Source organism: Arthrobacter sp. StoSoilB22 (genome assembly GCF_019977315.1).
In the GTDB taxonomy this organism is placed as follows: Bacteria; Actinomycetota; Actinomycetes; order Actinomycetales; family Micrococcaceae; genus Arthrobacter.
In genome coordinates, this window is sequence record NZ_AP024652.1 from 290,593 (window position 1) to 310,103 (window position 19,511).

The following is a 19,511-nucleotide window of genomic DNA, read 5'->3' on the forward strand; positions in this document are numbered from 1 at the left end:
GCCCTTAGCGCCCATCGGGTTACTATGGCACTTCATTCGAGCCTGAGGGGGCAGTGCTATGAAGAACGGATCCTTGACATTCGCGGTGGCAATGGTTGCAGGGGGACTGCTGCTGAGCGGCTGCTCAGGTACCAGCTACTCCGGTTTGGAGGCGTTGCAACGGGAGGCGACGGAGGCAGACACGGCCCCGGAAGGGCTGACCATGGGCGAAGTTGAGCTGGAAAAGATCCTTCTGGTGGCTGAGGCTAACGGAAAAAAGTACTACTTGGGGGAAGGCAAGCAACACCGGCCGACGTGCCTGATCGTAGGATCCGCCGACGCGTATTTCTCGCATAGTGGCTGTAGCGATTCCATCCAGGGAGAGTTGTTGAGGATTGGTGGCCCCGACCAGAAATCCGCCGTTCTGGTGTCCGATGGCTACGACACCAAGCAGTTGGAATCGAGCGGCCTGACGAAAATCCACCCGAACATCCTGGTAGTAACGAACTAGCCCGTTTTCTCAGGAACCCGGCCCCGCGGTGCCCGCACCAGCACAGCAACCGCGATGCCAACCACGGCTCCCACGAACGTTTCGATGGCACGCTCCATCACCAGCACGCCCGGATCCATGGGGGAGGCCAGCTGGGCGATCAGCAGGATCACCGGGGTAAAGAACACCATGGCCCACCCGTAATGCCGTGCCATGAACAACTCCGTGGGGAACTGGCACAGCACCACCAGCACAGCCAGTACCACCGCGGTTTGACCGGGGAAGTACTGAAGCGGCGATAGCGGACTGGGAAAAAGTACGACGGCGACAACCGCCAACCCGAGGAACGTCCCCACAATCCGGTGGATACCTCGGTGGACGCGGCTTGGGAGGTCGGCACCGGCGAGGGGCACGGCCGCGGCGGCCATGGCCCAGTGCGGGTGGCCGCTTCCGCTGAGGACGCCGATGGCGCCCGCGGCACTGACCGCCAGGGAATAGCGGGCGGCATGGACCAGAGCGGCTTGACGCAGCGGGCCGCGGAGGACGGGGATGTCGCGGGCAGCGCCGGAGTCCCACGTGCGTCGCCGGAACCAGCCGGTAAAACCGACCACCATGGAAAAGGCGGCGGACGCTGCCGCGATGAGTACCGCCGTCGTGAACGGAACATTGGTGGGCACGGATGCGCAGGCGCCCAGTGCGAGGATGCCGAAGAACGGGCCGATCGGTTTGAGGCGCACGGCGTCGGCGTATAGCGACCCGACGCCGGCAAACAGGGTGGCCACCAGTACCAGCCACCAGGAGTGGATGTGGTTGACGGAAAGGAACACGCCGATGGCCAGCCCGCCCACCAGGAACAGGGCCGCCTGGGCTTGGTGCTTGAGCCGCAGCTGATGTGTTTCGTTGCGCCCGTACATTCCGGTCAGCGCACCGAAAACGGCGTACATCATGAGATCCGGGCGGCCTATGAGAATGAGGAACAGCCCGGGTACTGCCACACTCAGGGCCACCCGCACAGCCGAGAGGCGATCGTTGTTGGCAGGGCCCAACCGGTGGAGTTCGCGGGCGTGGACCATCAATCCGGTCACAGAGGAACACCACCAATCGGCTAGGGGTTGTCTTTGCAAATTAGCAGTGTCGCCGCCCAGGCCGCCATAAGCCCGGTCACAACCCGTAGTGGGCTTGGGCGCGCGTACGGGGAAAGGTCTGGGAAGATCGAGGTATGCCCGTCGCTTTCGTCTGCCGCACCCGCTCCACCATGTCACCGCAGGAGCTGTTCGATCTTTCCCGCAACATCGATGCCCACGTGGGGTCCATGACCCAGAGCCGCGAGAAAGCAATCGGCGGCGTCACCACCGGGCTGATCTCCGAAGGTGAGACTGTCACCTGGCAGGCGTGGCACTTGGGAGTCCGGTTCCGCATGACCAGCCGCATCACGCGGATGGAGGCGCCGTCGTCGTTCTCTGATGAGCAGGTGGAGGGCCCTTTCAAGTACCTCCGCCACACCCACGAGTTCCGGCCCGAAGGCCGCGGGACCCTCATGGTGGATACGGTGGAATTCGCGGCGCCGTTCGGTCCGCTGGGCAGGCTGGTGGAGAAGCTGGTCCTGGCCCGCTACCTGCAGAACCTGATTGAGAAGCGCAACGAATTTCTTATTGCCCAGTATCAGCCAGCCCAAACCCCTAAAGCCCAGGACCCGCGGCAATGATCAGGCTCGCGCATGCGGACGACCTGCTGATTCTGCAGGAGATCGAGCGTGCCGCGGGCCAGGCTTTCCGGGCTTTAGGGATGGACTCCATCGCGGACGACGAGCCGCTCTCCATCCATGAGCTGAACAGTTATGCCACAGCCGGGCGCGCATGGGTTTCTGTGGATGGGCTCGACTACCCGGTGGCGTATTTGTTGGCGGACATCGTGGACGGCGAAGGCCACGTGGAGCAAGTCAGCGTTCATCCGGATCATGCGCACCAGGGCCTTGGCCGGGAACTGCTGCATGCCGCGCGCGTCTGGACGCGGGGCCACGGAATGCACAGGCAAACCCTCAGCACGTTCCGGGATGTGCCGTGGAACGCCCCGTATTATCGCCGCCTTGGTTTTGAAGTGCTCGACGCCGGCAGCTGGGGTCCGCAGCTGGCCCACCTGATGGAGCACGAGGTTGAGTTGGGCCTGACCCGTTGGCCGCGCGTTGCCATGTGGCGCGCCGCGGTCCCGCCAGGTAGTTAGCCCGCCACCAGCTCCACCTCGTAGCTGTCCGTGTTGAGCAGGTACGCGGCGTAGTGGTCCGGGCCGCCGGCGTGCGGATACTTGGACTCGAACATCTCGTACCAGCCTGCGTCCGCGCCGAGCGTCCGGATCCTGTCCACGTTCTCCCGGGTGCCTGCATGGAAGGCCACGTGATTCACCCCGGGATCAGTGCGGCGGTGGGTTGTACCGGTAATGGCATCGGTCTGCTCCACCACCACGTACATGCCGTCGAGCTTCCAACTGCACCCGGTGGGCCACTCCTGGAAGGGCTCATAGCCGAGCTCGCCCAGCAGCCAACCCCACTCTTCCCTGGCCCGCTCCAGGATGGGCACCCAGATTTCCAGGTGGTGGATGGAACCAACAGGGGCGGCGGCGATCTCAGGCATGCGCCGAGTCTACGAGGTCCGGGCCCGTTCCACATCGGCGGCGCTCGCAGCGTCACCACGTTCACGGAGCCCGGCGATCACACCGTCGATGTCCGCGGCAGGACGGTTCTGGCTCAGCTTGGCCTTGGCCTCCACCCGGGAAATCAAGAGTTCGACGCCGACAATCGCCCTCAGTTGGCCGGCGATGAACCGCTGGGGCGCGTCCTCCACGCTCCACGGGTCCCGCATCCCGGCCTCGTGGTGATTGGAGAGCCGGCGGACGTGCCTGCCCAGCCAGTCGGCATCGTCGTGGATAACAAGCTGACCGTAAACGTGTGCCGTGGAGTAATTCCACGTGGGCACCACCCGGCCGTGCTCCGCTTTGGAGGCGTACCAGGACGGCGAAATGTAGGCGTCGGCACCTTGGACGATCATCAGTGACTCGCCGATCGCAGGCGAGGACCACTGAGTGTTATTACGGGCCATATGTGCGTGCAAGGCGCCGTGCTCACCCACCGTGGGCTCGTAAACAAACGGCAGAAGAGTGGCGAGCAGTCCATGCTCTGACGTGGTGACCAGATTGGCTGCGCGGGCTCCGGTCAGGAGCGAGTCAACAGCCTCCGGTGATGCGGCAAAGTGTGCTGGGGTGTACATGGAGTACGTCCTTTCAGAACCGGAATAATCAGGAGTTCGACGGCGGGTTGAGGCGCACGCTAACGGCGGCGCCGGCGCAGATGATCACCGCGAGGCCACCTACCACGGTGATCCAGGTGATGGACTCGCCCAGCAGCATCCAGGCCCACGCAATGGTCATCACGGGTTGGACCAGTTGGATTTGGCTTACCTGGGCCATGGGGCCGATCGCGAGGCCCCGGTACCAGGCAAAGAAGCCCAGGAACATGCTCACCACCCCCAAATAGGCAAAGGAGAGCCACTGGGCGCCGGATGCGGAGGGCAGTCCGGAGCTGAGCGAAACCGCAGTCAGGATGATCATCACTGGCGAGGCGACCACCAGCGCCCAGGAGATGGTCTGCCACGATCCGAGTTCGCGGGCCAGCATGCCACCTTCTGCGTAGCCAACAGCAGCGGCAAGCACGGCAGCCAGCAGGAGCAAGTCCGCCCAGTGGAGCGAGCCGAACCCTCCGGACTGGACCAGCGCAAAGACCAAGGCCGCCACCACTCCGGTGAGCGTCAGGACCCAGAACAAGGGACGCGGGCGTTCCCGTCCGCGAATCACGGCCGCTGTGGCCGTGGCAGCCGGGAGCAGCGCGATCACCACCGCTCCATGGCTGGCTGAGGTGCTGGTGAGGGCAAAAGTTGTCAGCAGCGGGAAGCCGGCAACCACACCTCCGGCCACCACGGCCAAACGCAACCATTGGGAAGCGCGGGGCAACCGCTGCCTGGTGATGCCCAGGGCCAATGCCGCCAGCAGTGCGGCGACCACGGCCCGGCCGGCTCCAATGAACAGGGGAGACATGCCCTCAACAGCCACGCGGGTGAAGGGAACTGTGAAGGAAAAGGCCAGGACGCCCAGCAGGCCCCACCAGATTCCGGTGGACGTCCGGGCGGATATCACTGCCCGCGAATGCATAGTAGCGCTACTATTGTGACTCATGAACAACGATAGCAGTTCCCGGATCGCCCTGCGATTGAAGGAGTGGATCGCTGATGCGGCGCCCGGGGCAAAGCTGCCATCAACCCGGCACCTGGTGGCCGAGTACCAAGCGAGCCCGGTGACTGTCCAAAAAGCCCTGCGGACCCTCACGGCGCAAGGCCTGATTGAAAGCCGCCCCGGCGTTGGAACATTCGTCCGCGCATTCCGGACAGCGAGGCCGTCGGACTACGGCTGGCAGACGGCTGCCCTGCGATCAGCCCAGACCGCACGTCCGCTGAACTCCGCCGCGATGCGGAGCGCTTCCAACAACGTCATCGCGTTCCACTCGGGGTATCCGGACCGCGAACTGCTTCCGGAACGTCTGGTCCGTGCAGCACTGACCCGCGCAGCCCGCGGCGAGGCAGCCCTGTCCCGGCCGCCGGCGCAGGGTATCCCCGAACTGCAGACCTGGTTCGCGCAGGAACTCAGTACCTCAACGCCGGTGGGCGTCACGCCACCCCAGCCCAGCGACGTCGTGGTTCTTCCCGGCAGCCAAAGCGGCCTCAGCTCGATTTTCCGCGGGCTGGTGGGCCACGGACAGCCACTGCTGGTGGAATCGCCCAGCTATTGGGGTGCGCTGCTGGCTGCCGGCCAGGCGGGCGTGAAGGTGATTCCTGTTCCCAGCGGCCCGGAGGGGCCGGATCCCGAAGAGCTGGACAGGGCCTTTGAGGAGTCCGGTGCCAGACTGTTTTATGCGCAGCCCAATTTCGCCAATCCCACGGGTGCCCAGTGGGCGGCGCGTCGTGGCGAGGAAGTGCTGAAGATTGTTCGCAGGCATGGAGCCTTCCTGGTGGAGGACGACTGGGCCCACGACTTCGGCATCACGGCACCCTCCGTCCCGGTAGCTGCCAAGGACGACTCCGGGCACGTGGTGTACATCCGCTCGCTGACTAAAAGCGTGTCACCGTCCATTCGGATCGCAGCGGCGATCGCGCGCGGCCCGGCTCGTGAACGCATCATGGGTGCGCAGGCGGCCGAGTCCATGTACGTGAGCGGCCTGCTGCAGGCGGCAGCCTTGGACGTGGTCACGCAGCCGGGCTGGCAGACGCACTTGCGCGGCCTCAAGCACCAGCTCCAGTCACGCCGCGACCTCCTGGTGACCAGCCTGCGGGAGCATGTGCCGCAAGCCCATCTCAGCCATCTGCCCAAGGGCGGCTTGAACCTGTGGCTCAGGATGCCGGACGGGTTCGACGTCGAACGTCTCACCAAGGATTGCGAAGCGGCCGGGGTGCTCATTGCCGCAGGGACGGAGTGGTTCCCCGCGGAACCCGAGGGGCCCTATGTCCGGCTCAACTATGCCGGTCCCAACCCGGGAGCGTTTCCTGAAGGTATGCGGATCATGGGCGAGGCGGTGCGGGGGTTGCTGGGATCCTGACGCTTTCCCGTTGCCGGCCCGCTATTCCGTCGCGGGGCAGCGACGCAGGCGCGGGGGAGCGACGGGGTTGCGCCGGGGTTGCGCCGGTCAGCCTGCAGGTGTTTCGGCCACCGTACGGCCGTAGCCTGCGCGACCGGTCTGATCGAACCCATGCCGTTCGCGGGTCATGAGATGGATCTCGTGGCCTTCCGGATCCTTAAGGACCACAAGCCAGGCCACCGAAGCATCAATGACGGGGGAGTGCGGAACACCTTCCCTGTCCAAGTGCTCCAGCCAGGCCTCCAGGTCTTCCCGGTGCGAAATATCGATAGCGAGTTCCAGGCCCTCCTAGGATTGGGCCGCGGGATTGGCCCGGAAGGAAAGGCCGGTGGGGTTGGCGCCGGGCAAGCGGCCGGCGGCACCGGCGATTGTTCCGTCCGGACCGGGGAACTCCATGACCGCCTCCCAGCCGAACACACGGGAGTACCAACTGCACGTCCCCGCAAGGTCCCTGACCGGCAGCTTGGTTCCCAGCAGGCCGTTCAGCGGTGGGATGGATTCTTCCATAACAACACGCCTCCTAATGCACCGTCACTGAATTAGTACACCTATACTGCAGACAAGCCGGGACCAACGACGCCGGGCTCAGCGAACGCGACGCCGGATACCTTGGAAGCCCGATTGCAGGCACTGGCCAACAACATAGCTGCAACCATGATCCGGACCGGACCGCTGTTTGCCGTTGCCCGCGAGGCCGAAGCCAGCGAACCCCTGATCCGGGAAGCCTTCGACGCCGCGCGCAGGGACACCATCGCCGCATCCCGGCGCATGTGGCGCGGACTGGAGCGGGACGGCCTGATCGGCAGCGGGATCGACGTGGACTGGGTGGCCGATACCACCGCGCTTCTTGGCGCAGCGGACACGTATCTCCTGATCCGGACGGCCATGGGATGGGACCAACAGCAACTTGCAGCCTGGCTATCCCGCACCTGGCTCTACTTTGCCACGAACCCTGAACCGGCCGCCGTCGTGCACCCTTAAACGCAGCAGCCACCAACACCAAGGAGAGCGCCTTGGGGCTGGTGGCTACGGTGGGCGGCAAGCTGCCGCGAACTAACTGAATCGCTATGCAGAAGTTGCAGGCAGTGAGTTCCTAAGCCGGAGTCAGGTCCTTGTTGCCTTTGCCGAGCGATGAATCATCGATGGGCCGGCCGTCGAACGGCATCTGATCTAGGTTGATCAACGGGTTGGTGTCCTGCGTTTCCACCAGTTCACGTGCCTCTGCCTGGGTGTCCACGCTGGGCATGGAGCCCGGCAGCGGGCGGCGGGCCGATTCCGGCAGGAAGAAGATGGCAATGGCGCCGATGATCGAGGTACCCATCAGGTAGTAGGCGGGCATCATGTCGTTGCCCGTGCCTTCAATGAGTCCCTGAACGATGAACGGGGTGGTGCCACCGAAGATCGCCACGGAGAAGTTGTAGGCAATGCCCATTCCGCCGTAGCGGCTGGAAGTGGGGAACAGGGCGGGCAGTGCCGAGGCCAGGTTTGCCACGTAGAACGTCACCGGGAAGGCGATCAGTGCCAGGCCTGCAAGCGTGGACCAGATCTCGCCGATGCCAATGAGCATAAAGGCGGGAATGGAGAAGACCACTGTGCTGCCCGCGCCTACCCACAGGACTGGCCGGCGGCCGATGCGGTCCGAGAGGCGGCCGGTAAGGGGAATGCAGATGGCCATGATCACCAGGACCGGGATGGTCAGCAGGGTGCCGTGGACGGGATCGTAGCCCTTGGAGTCCGTGAGGTACGTGGGCATGTAGGACGTCAGTGCGTAGCCAACAATGTTTGCTGCAGCAGCCAGGATCATGGCCAGGAGGATCTGGCGCCAGTAGGCCTTGATGATGCCCACAGGTCCCTTGGCAGCAGCGGCATCCTGCGCTGTTGCGTCCTTGGCCGATGCCTCCTGGGCATCAAGGGTGGCCTGGAACTGAGGGGATTCCTCGATCTTGCTACGGAAGTACACCGCGATGAGGCCCAGCGGACCAGCGATCAGGAACGGAATCCTCCAGCCCCACTCCTCCATGGCGGCCTGTCCCAGCGTGAGTTGCAGGACCGAAACCAGGGCGGCGCCCAAGGCGAAGCCGATGTAGCTGCCCATGTCCAGGAAGCTGGCGAAGAATCCGCGGCGCTTATCTGGAGCGTACTCACTCACGAACGTGGTGGCACCGGCGTATTCGCCACCGGTGGAGAAGCCCTGGATGAGCTTCAGGATCACCAGCAACGCGGCGGCCCAGATGCCGATCTGCGCATAGCCGGGAAGGAGGCCGACGGCGAACGTACTTGCCGCCATCAGCATCAGTGTTGCGGCGAGCACCTTCTGGCGGCCCACCTTGTCGCCGAGCCAGCCGAACACGATTCCACCGAGGGGGCGGGCGATGAAGGTTGCGGCGAAGGTTCCCAGCAGGAAGAGTGTCTGGACCGAGGGGTCTGCCTCCGGGAGGAAGACAGGACCCATGGTGGTGATGAGGTAGCCGAAAACACCGACGTCGTACCATTCCATGGTGTTGCCGACGATGGTGCCGCCGAGTGCTTTGCGCAGCATCGGCTTATTCACCACGTTGACGTCGGACTCTTTGAGCCGGCGCTTCGGGCGAAGCTTCTTCGTTGCGTTCTTTACTGCGTTTGCTGCGTTTGTGGCGGCCGGGGTGGGGCCTGCCAATACCTGGTTCCCGGTGGCGTTCCTTGCGCCATCCGGAGAGACGGTGTTGCTTTGGTCTGTGGGCATTTGGGCTTCTCCTAGGGAGGTCATTTGCTTGCGACTTCTGCTGCCCCGCTCTGGGCAGGGTTTCAATTTTACGGGTTTTAGGCCGAAAACCCGAGTTGAGATCCGATTTTTGGGCTGTTTTTGGGTGCAAATTGCCTAGCTGTGTTGCATCTCATTACCCGCTGTTGCCCCGCTACCATGCGGATCCGCCTCCGTTTTTGCCCTCCAGAGCACGTTGTTACCAAATTGTTTAGCTGAGCCCACTTAACGGGGCAATTTGGGTCCCGGAAGCTGATGAATCGATAGGCGCGCGGGTACCCATCACCACGGTTGCGTCTGCCCTTTCGTCCGAGGCCACCTCCGCGATGAACCCCGCCTCGCCGAGAATCCCTGCCGTCGCCAGCGCCTGCTGCCCCGAGGTTTCCATCACCAGGAACCCACCCGGCGCCAGCCACTGAGCCGCGCCCAGCGCTACCCGACGCTGTACCGCCAAACCGTCAGCGCCGCCGTCGAGCGCTGCTCTCGGCTCGTGGAGTCGCGCCTCCGGCGGCATCATGCCTATTAACTCCGTGGGCACATACGGCGCGTTGGCGAGCAGCACGTCCACCGTCCCGCGCAACGTCTTAGGGAGGGCTTCAAACAGATCCCCGTGGTGGACGCGTCCGCCACGGGGCTCGACGTTGTATCGCGCGCAACGGACCGCAGCGGCGTCGATGTCCGCGGCATGCAGCTCACAGCTCCCCAAAAGATCGTGGAGCGCCGCTCCTATAGCCCCGGAACCGCAACAAAGGTCCACGACGACGGCTCCGGGCTTGGCGATGGTCGCGGCCTTCCGGACCATGAACTCCGTGCGACGCCTGGGCACGAACACCCCCGGGCTGACAACCATGCGCTTTCCGCAGAAATCCGCCCAGCCCACAATGTGTTCCAGAGGCAATCCGCTGAGCCGCTGGTCCACCATACGGTGGAGCTCGTCCGGATGGCGGGCGGCGTCGATGAGGAGTCGGGCTTCGTCCTCCGCGAAAACGCAGCCGGCGGCACGCAATGCGGCGGCGATGGATGCTCTCCGGGTCACGTTTGCCATGCTAGCCGAGGACGAATCCCGAAGGGGTTGGGCGCCGGGATTCAAAGTTGCTGCAGGTGAGGGGTTCACAAATCTGCCGGGACTTAGCTAGGGTATGAGGCATGGGAACACTGATTTTTGAGTAGACCGGCCTCTGCCCCTCGCGGCACAGCCGAGTTTCACCTGACAAAAATCCACGCCTGTTGAGGCCCTGCCTCCATGCCGTTCCCGTTCTCGACGTCTTCTTCCCGAACCGCAACGACATAGGATACGTGTCTCTTCAGGACTCACACTTTTAGGAGTCCACATATGACTGCCAACCCTTCCGAAAACAAAAAGACCCCGGCCGCCGGCGGTATCAAGTCCAAGCTGACCGACGCGCAGAAGGCCATGCTGGCAAGCAAGTCCGGGGGCGGTGCTCCAGCGGGCTGGCAAAGCACTGGCAAGGGGCACAAGCCCACCGCCGCCAGCGGCAAGCAGGCTAAGACCGAGAAGAAGGTCCGCTGGTAAACCTGCGGGCAGGCACACTGAAAAATAGGCACACTGGAAAGGAAGAACCATGACTGCTGAACGCATCAATCCTGAGGTTGCAAGCCATTTGGTGGAGTCCATGGACATGGCGCCCATGCCCGAACCGACCACCATCGCGGTCGCGTTGGGCGCCGACCAAAGCAGGCAGTGGCCGGACGGTAACGGTAAACGACGCCACCCGAAGGAACGGGGACAAGCCCACGGCCGCATGGGCCAGGGAGCAGCTGTGACGGCGGTCCACCGGACCAGCCGCCCGCAGATGCCGCACTCCTCCTAATAACCCGGCCACCCAAACAAACCCGAACGAACCCGCACCACCTGCGTAGCCAGCCCAACTGAGGAGCAGCACAGCGCGTTTTGAGCCCTCAAAACGCGCACAAATGCGACTCAGTTGGGCTGGCTCACGTCGTTAGGAGACTTATCCGGACGCCAGCCCCGCCACACCGGATGACGGAGCCGGCCGGGCCCCGTCCATTCGCCGAAGGATACCTCGGCCACCAGCTCAGGGCTCACCCACGTGGCACCCGCTGCATCTTCGCGGGGTATGTCTGTGAAAGGGCATTCGCTTACCACCCGGGGTTCAAGATGCTCCATGACATCCCGGAGCTGCCAGTCCTTGAATCCGGTGCCCACCCGGCCCACGTAGTGCAGCTTGTGGCCGTCGGGGATGCCCAGCAGCAACGCGCCGAAAGTCCCGCTTCGGGCCCCCGCGCCGGGCCGCCAACCTCCCACCACTACTTCCTGGCTTTGCTCCAGCTTGAGCTTGATCCACGACCTGCTGCGACGTCCGATCACATATCTGCTGTCGGCTTTCTTGGCCATGACACCCTCCAAGCCAAGCTCGGCGGCGCTGGTCATGAGGTCTTCCACGTCGTGGTCCAGCACGGCGGAAAGGTGAAGGGGGCAACCTTTACGAAGACGCTCCGAAAACCCGGAAAGCCTCTCGCGGCGCTCGCGGAACGGCAGCCCGCTCAGGTCCCTACCGTCGTCGTACAGAAGATCGAACAGCATGAGCTGCACCGGAACCGTAGCCCGGGCGCGCTCGATGTCCGCACCTTTGACCAAATTCATCCTTAGCTGCAGCCGTCCGAAGTCAGGCCTGGACCCTTTGCCGAGCGCCACGATTTCGCCGTCCGCAACGAAGTCTCCGTCGGGCCAGCATGTGCGGTCCGTCAGTTCGGGATAGGCGGCCGTAAGATCGTTTCCGTTGCGGCTCATGAGCCGGATCTTGCCCTCCGTACCGGTGATGATCGCCCGGATTCCGTCCCACTTCAGTTCAAAGAGCCAATCGTCGCCGCGGAGATCAGCGGCGGTTCCGGCGGTGGCCAGCATGGGGGTGTAGTTCGGCATGGGCTGCGGCTGAGGTGGATCGGACTTGGGCGCCGCGGTTTTGGCCGCAGCCGGGCTGCCCCGACGCACACCCGGCTGTTCCTTCATAAGATGGATCAGCCAGTTCTGACCCGTATTGATGAGCGCGAACCGTTTGGTGCCGCCAAGGCCACCACCCGGCTCGCCTGTAAGGGTGGCGATCACTTCCTTGCCGTCGCGCCACTTCTCGCAGGTGTACTCGCCGCGGTCCCAGATGGTCATGGTCCCGGCCCCGTACTCGCCCTTGGGAATGACGCCCGCGAAGTTCGCGTATTCCATGGGGTGGTCCTCGGTATGTACGGCTAGGTTGTTTCGGTCGGAGGTTTCCGGGATGCCCCGCGGCAACGCCCACGAGGCCAGGACTCCGTTGTGCTCCAGGCGCAGGTCCAAGTGGTAGCGGCGGGCGTGGTGCTCCTGGATGACGAATATGCCGCCGGGCGGCGGAGGGTCGCCGGGCTTCGGCTGGGCGGAGGAGGAACCCGCGGATTGCGGTGTGGCAGAAGCGCCCGACGACGACGGGAACGGCTCCGGGGTTTTGTCCGGATCGCGCATCCCGACGTATTTGGCGAGACGGTTCTCGACTGTCACCACCCGCTCGCGGGAACGGCCGGTGCCTGAACCGCTTCCGTGAGCACCGCCGTCGTCCTTCTCATCCTCCCCATGAGGCGGCAGGTGCCGTTCGGAGATCGGTGCGAAGTGGTCTTTGCCGGTCTTCACGCGCTTCATCACGGCCCGGTAGTCCAAGTGCTCCAACGAGGCGGAGGAGAGCTCCCGCCACGTGCGCGGCGCCGCCACGGTGGGGATGGCGCGTCCGCGGAGGGAGTAGGGGACGATTGTGGTCTTGTTTCCGCTGTTCTGGCTCCAGTCCACCAGCACTTTGCCGTGGCGGAGGGACTTCTTCATGTCGCTGACCACCAGATCGGGGTGGTCCGATTCCAACGCCCGGGCCAGCTCTTTGGCGAAGGCGGACACTTGCTCGGACTTCAGTGTCCCGTCCAGGCCGGTGTAGAGGTGGATGCCTTTGCTGCCGCTGGTAACAGGGACCGGGTACATTCCCATGTCCTGCAGGATGGAACGGGCCAGCTTGGCCACTTCAACGCATTCGGGCAGACCTGCCCCGGGCCCGGGGTCGAGGTCCAGGACGAAACGGTCGGGGCGGAGCGGCTTCCCGGAAGGGTCCACTTGCCACTGAGGAACGTGAATTTCCAAGGAGGCGATCTGGGCCATCCACGTGAGCGTCGCAAGGTTGTTGACCAGGGGATAGACGTTGGTGTGGTCCGAATGCTGAATTGTGGCGCGGGGAATCCACGTTGGCGCGGAGTCCTCCAGGTTCTTCTGGAAGAAGACTTGCCCGGGGTTTTCGGCGGTACCCACTCCGTTGACCCAACGCTTGCGGGTGACGGGCCGGTTGGCAGCAGCGGGGATCAGGAAAGGTGCCACTGCGGCGTAGTATTCCAGCACTTCGGCCTTGGTGGTGCCGGTTTCCGGGTAGATGATTTTGCCCAGATTGGTGAGAGTGAGCTCGTGGCCTTCCACGTTCACCCGCTCCTGTTGCTTGCCTGCCACCTCTTCTCCTCCGCTGTGTTGTGCTGTTGACTGGGTGCATGAGGGCCATATGGAAGGGATCTATCGCGTTCGGTCTGGTCAACGTACCAGTGAAGCTCTACAGTGCCACGGAGGATCACGATATTGGCCTGCACCAAGTCCACAATAAGGACGGCGGGCGTATTCGGTACCAACGGAAATGCGAAATTTGCGGCGACGTTGTTGCGTACGAGGATATTGATAAAGCTTACGAAGAAGAAGGCCGCACCGTGGTCCTTACGTCTGCGGAATTGAAGTCGTTGCCGGAGGAGAACAGCCGCGAAATTGAGGTGGTGGAATTTATCCCCGCCGAGCAGCTGGACCCCATCATGTATGAGCGCAGCTATTTCCTGGAGCCGGACTCCAAATCGCCCAAAGCGTACATGCTGCTCAGGCAGACGTTGGAGGACACTGACAGAATCGCAATTGTCCAGTACGCCCTGAGGCAGAAGACCCGTCTGGGGGCACTGCGGGTGCGTGGGGACGTGCTGTTGCTCCAGGCGCTGCTGTGGGGCGATGAGGTCCGCGAGGCCAAGTTCCCGTCACTGGAGACGGACATCAAGATCTCGGACAAGGAACTGGAGATGTCCTCCGCCTTGGTGGAATCCATGGCGCACGACTTTGACCCCGACGAATACACCGATGACTACCAAGCGCAGCTTCGAACATTGATCGAGGCCAAGTTGGAGAAGGGCGAGGCCCTGGACACCGAGGCAACCTTTGGCGTGGTGGAAGGTGAGGGCGAGGGCGGCGACGTCATCGACCTCATGGAAGCCCTCAAGCGCAGCCTGGACAAGAAGCGCGGCAAGGAAAAAGCGGACGACGACGCTGCTGCCGCCAGCAAAACTGCCAGCAAACCAAAGGCGCGGGCCAAGAAGAAGGCTTAGGTCGTGTTGCCTTCGCCTAGGGGTTAGGCGCCGGTTTCGTAGTGCGGTTCCGCCACCGGTTTGGACTCGGGTGAACCACGTTCACGGAGGTACACGGAGGCTCCTACCAGGACGGCGACAGCGAGGAACTCACTTTGCCAGTTCTGGAAGGACTCAAACCAGAACTGGCTGGAAGCCATGTATTCCCAGGTGGAGACCTCGGGCAGGCCATGGCTGAGCTGTTCCTCGTTGTAGGCGGCTGCGCCACCTACCGCGTGCAATGTGAAGGAGGTCAGAAACAGGAGGCCCAGCAGGCCGGAGAGTGAGTGCTCGTAGACCTTCAGCACCCATCCGCCGCGCCTTACCGGCCACGGGGTCTTGGGTGACTTCCTGGCATCGCGGGGATCTTCATCCTGGGGTGCTTCCTTGTCCACGGGTTTTGACTCCGAGGAACCCCTCTGGAACAGAAAGACGGTAAGGACCACGTACATGGCCATTTGAAGAAACTCCGATTCCCAGTTTTCAAAGACGGCTTCCCAGAAGCTGCCTGATGTCAGGAAATCCGTGATACCGGTGGCTGGCTGGCCGTGAGCCTGTTGTTCCTCGCTGTAAGTTGCCGCTCCCGAGATGATCATTCCCCCGAGGAAGACGACGAACAGGCCTGCGTTGACCAGCAGCAAGCCGTGGTCTTTGACCCAATGGCGCGCGGGATCTTTGTCCTTGCTGGATGTTCCGGGGTGCTTCATGGGTCTGAGCATCGGGCTCACTCTTCCCTGGGAGTTCCGTTGTCGTCGCTGTTTCGGACTGCGCGACGGTGCAGCCATAGGGGTGTCCCCACCACCAGGAGCAGCAGCACCAGGATGATGAATCCTGCAGCTACAAGTCCGGCCGTCCGGCCGGCGGTGAAGTCGAAAACAAGGGTGGCAGAGCCAACGATCAACAAAGCCACACCAGCCAGCGCCCACTTGGTGACCACATCGGCACTTGAAACCAGGGTGGCCTTGAGCCCCCTGCGGAACAAGCGGCGATGCACGCTGACGGGGAGCACTATCAGCACGGTGGTCACTGCTGCCACCATCACGTTGAAGAGGTAGAGGCTCCGTTGCCAGTCGTCCAGGAGTTCGAAGCGTTCTTGGAAGGGCAGCGTGAGCAGGAAACCGCCAAGGATCTGCACCCCTGTTTGGAGAACCCGTAACTCCTGGATCAGTTCCATCCAGTTCCGGTCCATTCGTTCCTCGGTGGACTCGTTCCTGCCGATCCTGGGGGCCTGCTCCGGTTCTACCATCTGTGCACCTCCGTGTGGTTTTGGTGGACGACGACCCTGCGCGGGACTACGGTCGAACTGTCAGCATTCCTCGATCTTTTTGAACGGGGCCTCATCGGAAATCCAAGGAGGAAGCTATGAGTCAGGACGAACACCGCGTGGACCCGGAAAGCGAGCCCGGCGGCTACGGCACGCCCACGCCTGAGCAGGAAATGCCCGGTCAGGGCGATGAGCGCGAGACGCCGGAACGGCCGGCCCAGGGAGTTCCCGAGGCCCCGGGTGACGAGTTCCCCACACCTTTGGATCCGGATGCGGCCCCACCGCCCTCGGCAACCGGGAGCCGTGGGGAAGAGGCCTAACTACACCGGGGTGTAGGGACGCCGGGGGCGTTGCCCCCGGCGTTCGATCCTCGTTCGGTCTCCTATACCGTGTGTCCCCTGCGACCCGACATGAAGCTCAGCAGCCAGCCGATGGCTGCGATAACGAGGAGGACGACGCCTACCCACAGCAGCCAGTTAAGGGCTTGCGAGAAGCCACCTACAAGAAGGAGAACAATTGCTACTACACCAGCAATGATCAGAAGCGTATTCATGGTCAGCACATTCCTTTCCGCGGGAATCTTTGATGAACCGCCGATTCCCGAGTATGCATTCCGAGTTACTTCGATTTAGTTATGCCGGTACTTGGTTGCGTTCTACGGATCCAAGTGCCTTTTTGTGTACCACTAAGGCGATCCGCGCCCGAAGGGGAAGTTCGCCAGTCGTGAACAGTAACACTCCTCATTGTACTACTAAGCTTCCTTATGAAAGGGTTATTGCAGTCGTCACTTGATGATTGGGCAGTGCCGCAGAAACTGTGCGGCACGTTTTTGGCTCACATGAACGTCTATGAGAGGAACACATGAAAGCGTCACAGCAGCTTGCAGACAACCTTCAGATCGTCTTGACGGACCTTATTGAGCTACAGCTTCAAGGAAAGCAGGCGCACTGGAACATCGTGGGGCCGAACTTCCGCGATCTTCACCTCCAGCTGGACGAGCTGGTAGTGGCTACACGCGAGTTCGCTGACGACACCGCCGAGCGTATGCGAGCCCTCCACGCACTCCCGGATGGCCGCAGTGCCACCATCGCCAAGGGCACTCGCCTGGAGGAATTCCCGGCAGGACTGGTCAACACCAAGAACGCCGTCAAGCTGGTCACCGACCGCGTTGAGCGCGCAGTCCAGACCATGCGCGATGTCCATGACGAAGTGGACGAGGAAGACCCCACGACGGCGGACCTTCTGCACGCTTTCATCTCCCGCCTTGAGCAGCTGGTATGGATGATCAACGCCGAAATCATGAACGCCGGCGCCGCCGTGACGGATCCGGACGAGGCGTAGCGGGAACCCGGCTCCGGCTGTTGCAACCTAGGCAGGCAGGCCGTGCCCAGGCTTAAGCGAAGTGACCTTTCCAAACCCGGCATAGTTCGCCGCAGGGTAGGCAAGGGGTTCAGCTACCGCCACCCTGACGGGAGCTTGGTCAGCAAGGAGGATCGCCAGCGCATCAATGCGCTGGCGATCCCGCCCGCGTGGACCGATGTTTGGATCAGCCCGTTCGAGCATGGGCACATTCTGGCTACTGGTGTGGACGCTGCCGGGCGAAGCCAATACATCTACCATCCGGGTTGGCGGGAGCGGAAGGACACCGAAAAGTTCATCAGGGCCGCAAAGCTGGGCTTGGTCCTGCCTGCGGTACGCCGCAACGTGACCGTGCATCTCCGGGATTCCGACGATCCCCGACAACAGACCCTTGCTGCCGCCGTGCGGTTCATGGACCTCGGTGCGCTCCGCGTCGGTTCCGAGATCTACATGAAGCAGAACGGCTCGTATGGGCTCACGACGCTTCGATGCCGGCACGCCCGCGTGGAAGGGCCGGACGTTTTCCTCAAGTTCCCCGGCAAGAGCGGTCAGTTGTGGGACACCTCCATTCACGATCCCGCCCTTGCCGCGTTCCTGGAACCGCTGGCAGGGCGGCCGGGCAAAGAGCGCCTGCTGGCCTACCAAGCCAAGGGCTCCTGGGTATCGGTGGACGCGTCCATGATCAACGAATACCTGCGCGGAGTCGCCGGAGAGGCTTACACCTCCAAGGATTTCCGGACGTGGAAGGGGACGGCGGCTGCTGCCATGTGCCTCATCAAGTCGGGCCATAAGGGAACTCCCAGGCAGGCCATTGTGCGGGCCATCAAAGAGGCATCGGACCTCTTGGGCAATACGCCTTCGGTGGCGCGCTCGTCCTATGTTGATCCACGGATTATCGAGGGATACCTGTCCGAGGAGCTCAAGGACGTCAAGCCAACGGAAGCGTCCATTGCTGCCTACTTGAACGAAGAGGCGCCAAAGTAGGCCAGACCGCACCAGGGAATTTTATGAGTACACTCGTACTAATAAAGTTTTTAGGGGTTCATGGCGTCTGGGGGCGTAAATGATTTTGTTGGCAATCGTGGTGTGTGAAGTTGCTTTCTGGGTGGCGATTCTCGGAGGGCTCGCAGCGCGGTATCTGCTGCGTCGCCCGCGCCTTGGCGGGGTCTTGCTGATCCTTGCCCCGGTGATCGATGCCATCCTGCTGTGCCTTGTGGCGGTGGATCTGCTCGGCGGGGGCACGGCCTCGTGGCACCATGGACTGGCTGCAATCTACATTGGGATCTCCGTCGCTTACGGCAAGCGCATGGTGGCGTGGGCGGATGCCCACTTCCAGCACCGGTTCGCCGGCGGACCGGCGCCGGAACGGCTCACGGGAAAGCCTTACACCATCAAATGCTGGCGGGATGTGCTGCTCACGGCGTTGGCAGTAGCCATCGCAGCGGCGACACTGGGGGCGATCATTCTCCTCGTCAACGACGCCCAAAGAACCGCAGCCCTCTGGGACTTCTTCCGTATCCTGGGCATCATCCTCGCCATCGACTTCCTGTGGGCCGTGAGCTATACGATCTGGCCGAAGAAGCCCGCCCGCGCCCTGTCACCTACCGCTCTGTAGAGCTGAACCATGCCCCGGAGAATCGATGCAGAGGCGCGTAGCGCAGCAATTGCGGAAGCTTCCTTGCGTGTCCTTGAACGGGATGGATTGTCGGGCCTTTCGGTGCGCGGGGTGGCGGCAGAAGCGGGTATAGCCGCCGCTTCACTACGACGCGCCTTTGCTACGCAACACGCTCTGCGTGAGTTCTGCCTGCAACTCATTGAAGACCGGGTCACAGCGCGAATGGCTGCACTTGAGCTCTCGGGCCGGGAACTGGTTGATGAATTGCTCCTGCAATTGCTGCCTCTGGACAGGGAACGGCGTCTGGAACTGGTTGCACAGGTCCAGCTCGGCGTCCTTTCACTGAATGACGCTGCGCTTCGTCCCGCAGCGATCAGGCTCAGCGACGGAGTGGAACGCGTATGCCGCGCAGCCGTGCAGATCCTGGCGGAAGGGGGTCAGTTCCATCAGGAGCGGGACCCCGAATATGAAGCTCAGCGGTTGCGTGCGCTCTTGGATGGGATCGCGATGCACGGGCTGTGGAGCGGGGACCTCTTGGAATCGGGTCCCATGCTCCTGGTGCTCGCACGTCATCTCGACGAACTCGCAAACCCTTAGAGAGACGCAAAGAGCCCGGTGCCACCGGTATCCGGGTGGCACCAGGCTCTTTGCGTGGCGCTGAGGGGTTTGGGTGTCCCTATTAGGCGTCGTGGTCCGTTTCGAGGATCTTCACCAGGCTGTCCAGGGCTGCATCCGCGCCTTCACCTTCGGCGCGCAGCACCACAACATCGCCGTGGGAAGCGCCCAGGCTCATGAGGGACAGGATGCTGGCGGCGTCCATGGCGTCATCGGCGGGCTCGCCCTGACGTGCGATGGTGACGTCGATGTCCAGGTCACCTGCTGCCTCGGCGAAGATGGCTGCAGGGCGGGCGTGGAGGCCCACGCGGCTTGCGATGGTGGCTGTACGTTCTGGCATTGGTGCTCCTTTTTATGAAGGGT

General features: G+C 63.0%; 26 protein-coding genes. 13 read left to right on the forward strand and 13 right to left on the reverse strand.

The annotated features are described in order from the left end of the window. Positions 1-58: 58 nt before the first annotated feature. Positions 59-490 (forward strand): hypothetical protein, encoded by a 432-nt coding sequence (locus tag LDN70_RS01385; protein WP_142937050.1) that lies wholly within the window; start codon positions 59-61, stop codon positions 488-490. Here the strand turns inward: LDN70_RS01385 and LDN70_RS01390 are convergent. Continuing rightward, on the reverse strand, positions 487-1,614 hold the full coding sequence (locus LDN70_RS01390) for an FUSC family protein (protein WP_223942573.1): 1,128 nt from the start codon (positions 1,612-1,614) through the stop codon (positions 487-489). The genes LDN70_RS01385 and LDN70_RS01390 overlap by 4 nt on opposite strands. A gap of 74 nt (positions 1,615-1,688) precedes the next feature. On the opposite strand from LDN70_RS01390, the gene LDN70_RS01395 reads away from it, so the two are divergent. Then, entirely contained in the window at positions 1,689-2,174 is a 486-nt protein-coding gene (locus LDN70_RS01395; RefSeq protein ID WP_223941492.1) for an SRPBCC family protein, read from the forward strand. Beyond that, positions 2,171-2,689 carry a GNAT family N-acetyltransferase gene (locus LDN70_RS01400; RefSeq protein ID WP_223941493.1) on the forward strand — a complete coding sequence of 173 codons (519 nt, stop codon included), beginning with the start codon at positions 2,171-2,173 and terminating at the stop codon, positions 2,687-2,689. Before LDN70_RS01395 ends, LDN70_RS01400 begins: the two co-directional genes overlap by 4 nt. On the opposite strand, the gene LDN70_RS01405 is transcribed toward LDN70_RS01400, so the two are convergent. Genes LDN70_RS01405 through LDN70_RS01415 form a run of 3 tightly spaced genes read right to left on the reverse strand, consistent with a single transcriptional unit; the run spans position 2,686 to position 4,690 of the window. Beyond that, entirely contained in the window at positions 2,686-3,087 is a 402-nt protein-coding gene (locus tag LDN70_RS01405) for a VOC family protein (protein ID WP_142937125.1), read from the reverse strand. The two genes, LDN70_RS01400 and LDN70_RS01405, sit on opposite strands and share 4 nt — an antisense overlap. An 18-nt stretch (positions 3,088-3,105) precedes the next feature. Then, complete coding sequence (locus LDN70_RS01410; protein WP_223941494.1) at positions 3,106-3,729, reverse strand: FMN-binding negative transcriptional regulator; 624 nt, start codon at positions 3,727-3,729, stop codon at positions 3,106-3,108. 28 nt (positions 3,730-3,757) lie between these two features. Beyond that, entirely contained in the window at positions 3,758-4,690 is a 933-nt protein-coding gene (locus LDN70_RS01415) for a DMT family transporter (RefSeq protein ID WP_223941495.1), read from the reverse strand. On the opposite strand from LDN70_RS01415, the gene LDN70_RS01420 reads away from it, so the two are divergent. Continuing rightward, complete coding sequence (locus tag LDN70_RS01420) at positions 4,689-6,104, forward strand: aminotransferase-like domain-containing protein (RefSeq protein ID WP_223941496.1); 1,416 nt, start codon at positions 4,689-4,691, stop codon at positions 6,102-6,104. The genes LDN70_RS01415 and LDN70_RS01420 overlap by 2 nt on opposite strands. Positions 6,105-6,191: 87 nt before the next feature. Here LDN70_RS01420 and LDN70_RS01425 read toward each other — a convergent pair whose 3' ends face one another. Then, entirely contained in the window at positions 6,192-6,368 is a 177-nt protein-coding gene (locus LDN70_RS01425) for a hypothetical protein (protein ID WP_223941497.1), read from the reverse strand. 63 nt (positions 6,369-6,431) lie between these two features. After that, entirely contained in the window at positions 6,432-6,650 is a 219-nt protein-coding gene (locus LDN70_RS01430; RefSeq protein WP_223941498.1) for a VOC family protein, read from the reverse strand. Positions 6,651-6,764: 114 nt separating this feature from the next. On the opposite strand from LDN70_RS01430, the gene LDN70_RS01435 reads away from it, so the two are divergent. Then, positions 6,765-7,124, forward strand: a complete 360-nt coding sequence (locus tag LDN70_RS01435) for a hypothetical protein (protein WP_223941499.1) — start codon at positions 6,765-6,767, stop codon at positions 7,122-7,124. A gap of 112 nt (positions 7,125-7,236) precedes the next feature. On the opposite strand, the gene LDN70_RS01440 is transcribed toward LDN70_RS01435, so the two are convergent. Together LDN70_RS01440 and LDN70_RS01445 are read right to left on the reverse strand one after the other, a co-directional pair. Further along, positions 7,237-8,865 (reverse strand): MFS transporter, encoded by a 1,629-nt coding sequence (locus LDN70_RS01440; protein WP_142937042.1) that lies wholly within the window; start codon positions 8,863-8,865, stop codon positions 7,237-7,239. Positions 8,866-9,094: 229 nt separating this feature from the next. Beyond that, the gene (locus LDN70_RS01445) at positions 9,095-9,928 is read right to left on the reverse strand and encodes a putative protein N(5)-glutamine methyltransferase (RefSeq protein ID WP_502773757.1); all 834 of its coding nucleotides are present in this window, start codon (positions 9,926-9,928) and stop codon (positions 9,095-9,097) included. A gap of 288 nt (positions 9,929-10,216) precedes the next feature. Between LDN70_RS01445 and LDN70_RS01450 the strand changes: the two genes are divergently transcribed. Together LDN70_RS01450 and LDN70_RS01455 are read left to right on the forward strand one after the other, a co-directional pair. Further along, entirely contained in the window at positions 10,217-10,417 is a 201-nt protein-coding gene (locus LDN70_RS01450) for a hypothetical protein (protein ID WP_142937040.1), read from the forward strand. Positions 10,418-10,466: 49 nt separating this feature from the next. Next, positions 10,467-10,715, forward strand: coding sequence for a hypothetical protein (locus LDN70_RS01455; RefSeq protein WP_142937039.1), 249 nt, complete (start codon positions 10,467-10,469; stop codon positions 10,713-10,715). A gap of 110 nt (positions 10,716-10,825) precedes the next feature. Here LDN70_RS01455 and LDN70_RS01460 read toward each other — a convergent pair whose 3' ends face one another. Further along, positions 10,826-13,372: an ATP-dependent DNA ligase gene (locus LDN70_RS01460; RefSeq protein ID WP_223941501.1), complete on the reverse strand. Its 2,547-nt coding sequence runs from the start codon at positions 13,370-13,372 to the stop codon at positions 10,826-10,828. Positions 13,373-13,410: 38 nt separating this feature from the next. Here LDN70_RS01460 and ku point away from each other — a divergent pair, with 38 nt between their 5' ends. Next, complete coding sequence (gene ku / locus LDN70_RS01465) at positions 13,411-14,277, forward strand: non-homologous end joining protein Ku (RefSeq protein ID WP_166841101.1); 867 nt, start codon at positions 13,411-13,413, stop codon at positions 14,275-14,277. 23 nt (positions 14,278-14,300) lie between these two features. Here the strand turns inward: ku and LDN70_RS01470 are convergent, their stop codons facing one another. Beyond that, entirely contained in the window at positions 14,301-15,002 is a 702-nt protein-coding gene (locus LDN70_RS01470; RefSeq protein WP_223941502.1) for a DUF6766 family protein, read from the reverse strand. A 17-nt stretch (positions 15,003-15,019) separates the two neighbouring features. Next, positions 15,020-15,541, reverse strand: a complete 522-nt coding sequence (locus tag LDN70_RS01475) for a DUF6328 family protein (RefSeq protein WP_142937035.1) — start codon at positions 15,539-15,541, stop codon at positions 15,020-15,022. A 116-nt stretch (positions 15,542-15,657) separates the two neighbouring features. Here LDN70_RS01475 and LDN70_RS01480 point away from each other — a divergent pair, with 116 nt between their 5' ends. After that, the gene (locus LDN70_RS01480; RefSeq protein WP_223941503.1) at positions 15,658-15,879 is read left to right on the forward strand and encodes a hypothetical protein; all 222 of its coding nucleotides are present in this window, start codon (positions 15,658-15,660) and stop codon (positions 15,877-15,879) included. Positions 15,880-15,941: 62 nt separating this feature from the next. On the opposite strand, the gene LDN70_RS01485 is transcribed toward LDN70_RS01480, so the two are convergent. Further along, positions 15,942-16,112 carry a hypothetical protein gene (locus tag LDN70_RS01485; protein ID WP_018778938.1) on the reverse strand — a complete coding sequence of 57 codons (171 nt, stop codon included), beginning with the start codon at positions 16,110-16,112 and terminating at the stop codon, positions 15,942-15,944. A gap of 308 nt (positions 16,113-16,420) precedes the next feature. Between LDN70_RS01485 and LDN70_RS01490 the strand changes: the two genes are divergently transcribed. From LDN70_RS01490 to LDN70_RS01505, 4 genes are all read left to right on the forward strand, one after another. Next, on the forward strand, positions 16,421-16,900 hold the full coding sequence (locus LDN70_RS01490) for a Dps family protein (RefSeq protein WP_024819119.1): 480 nt from the start codon (positions 16,421-16,423) through the stop codon (positions 16,898-16,900). 42 nt (positions 16,901-16,942) lie between these two features. After that, positions 16,943-17,902, forward strand: a complete 960-nt coding sequence (locus LDN70_RS01495; protein ID WP_223941504.1) for a DNA topoisomerase IB — start codon at positions 16,943-16,945, stop codon at positions 17,900-17,902. 79 nt (positions 17,903-17,981) lie between these two features. Then, on the forward strand, positions 17,982-18,533 hold the full coding sequence (locus tag LDN70_RS01500; protein ID WP_223941505.1) for a hypothetical protein: 552 nt from the start codon (positions 17,982-17,984) through the stop codon (positions 18,531-18,533). 9 nt (positions 18,534-18,542) lie between these two features. After that, the gene (locus LDN70_RS01505; RefSeq protein ID WP_142937030.1) at positions 18,543-19,130 is read left to right on the forward strand and encodes a TetR/AcrR family transcriptional regulator; all 588 of its coding nucleotides are present in this window, start codon (positions 18,543-18,545) and stop codon (positions 19,128-19,130) included. 82 nt (positions 19,131-19,212) lie between these two features. Here LDN70_RS01505 and LDN70_RS01510 read toward each other — a convergent pair whose 3' ends face one another. Beyond that, positions 19,213-19,488, reverse strand: a complete 276-nt coding sequence (locus LDN70_RS01510) for an HPr family phosphocarrier protein (RefSeq protein ID WP_014920471.1) — start codon at positions 19,486-19,488, stop codon at positions 19,213-19,215. Between the last annotated feature and the right edge of the window lie 23 nt (positions 19,489-19,511).

Excerpts from the sequence above, each read along its gene's own strand:
- LDN70_RS01400 (WP_223941493.1), top strand. The coding sequence starts at position 2,171 with ATGATCAGGCTCGCGCATGCGGACGACCTGCTGATTCTGCAGGAGATC.
- LDN70_RS01455 (WP_142937039.1), top strand. The coding sequence starts at position 10,467 with ATGACTGCTGAACGCATCAATCCTGAGGTTGCAAGCCATTTGGTGGAG.
- LDN70_RS01500 (WP_223941505.1), top strand. The coding sequence starts at position 17,982 with ATGATTTTGTTGGCAATCGTGGTGTGTGAAGTTGCTTTCTGGGTGGCG.
- LDN70_RS01475 (WP_142937035.1), bottom strand. The coding sequence starts at position 15,541 with ATGGTAGAACCGGAGCAGGCCCCCAGGATCGGCAGGAACGAGTCCACC.
- LDN70_RS01420 (WP_223941496.1), top strand. The coding sequence starts at position 4,689 with ATGAACAACGATAGCAGTTCCCGGATCGCCCTGCGATTGAAGGAGTGG.
- LDN70_RS01505 (WP_142937030.1), top strand. The coding sequence starts at position 18,543 with ATGCCCCGGAGAATCGATGCAGAGGCGCGTAGCGCAGCAATTGCGGAA.
- ku (WP_166841101.1), top strand. The coding sequence starts at position 13,411 with ATGAGGGCCATATGGAAGGGATCTATCGCGTTCGGTCTGGTCAACGTA.
- LDN70_RS01480 (WP_223941503.1), top strand. The coding sequence starts at position 15,658 with ATGAGTCAGGACGAACACCGCGTGGACCCGGAAAGCGAGCCCGGCGGC.
- LDN70_RS01385 (WP_142937050.1), top strand. The coding sequence starts at position 59 with ATGAAGAACGGATCCTTGACATTCGCGGTGGCAATGGTTGCAGGGGGA.
- LDN70_RS01450 (WP_142937040.1), top strand. The coding sequence starts at position 10,217 with ATGACTGCCAACCCTTCCGAAAACAAAAAGACCCCGGCCGCCGGCGGT.
- LDN70_RS01445 (WP_502773757.1), bottom strand. The coding sequence starts at position 9,928 with ATGGCAAACGTGACCCGGAGAGCATCCATCGCCGCCGCATTGCGTGCC.
- LDN70_RS01470 (WP_223941502.1), bottom strand. The coding sequence starts at position 15,002 with ATGAAGCACCCCGGAACATCCAGCAAGGACAAAGATCCCGCGCGCCAT.
- LDN70_RS01510 (WP_014920471.1), bottom strand. The coding sequence starts at position 19,488 with ATGCCAGAACGTACAGCCACCATCGCAAGCCGCGTGGGCCTCCACGCC.
- LDN70_RS01430 (WP_223941498.1), bottom strand. The coding sequence starts at position 6,650 with ATGGAAGAATCCATCCCACCGCTGAACGGCCTGCTGGGAACCAAGCTG.
- LDN70_RS01415 (WP_223941495.1), bottom strand. The coding sequence starts at position 4,690 with ATGAGTCACAATAGTAGCGCTACTATGCATTCGCGGGCAGTGATATCC.
- LDN70_RS01395 (WP_223941492.1), top strand. The coding sequence starts at position 1,689 with ATGCCCGTCGCTTTCGTCTGCCGCACCCGCTCCACCATGTCACCGCAG.
- LDN70_RS01485 (WP_018778938.1), bottom strand. The coding sequence starts at position 16,112 with ATGAATACGCTTCTGATCATTGCTGGTGTAGTAGCAATTGTTCTCCTT.
- LDN70_RS01410 (WP_223941494.1), bottom strand. The coding sequence starts at position 3,729 with ATGTACACCCCAGCACACTTTGCCGCATCACCGGAGGCTGTTGACTCG.
- LDN70_RS01490 (WP_024819119.1), top strand. The coding sequence starts at position 16,421 with ATGAAAGCGTCACAGCAGCTTGCAGACAACCTTCAGATCGTCTTGACG.
- LDN70_RS01440 (WP_142937042.1), bottom strand. The coding sequence starts at position 8,865 with ATGCCCACAGACCAAAGCAACACCGTCTCTCCGGATGGCGCAAGGAAC.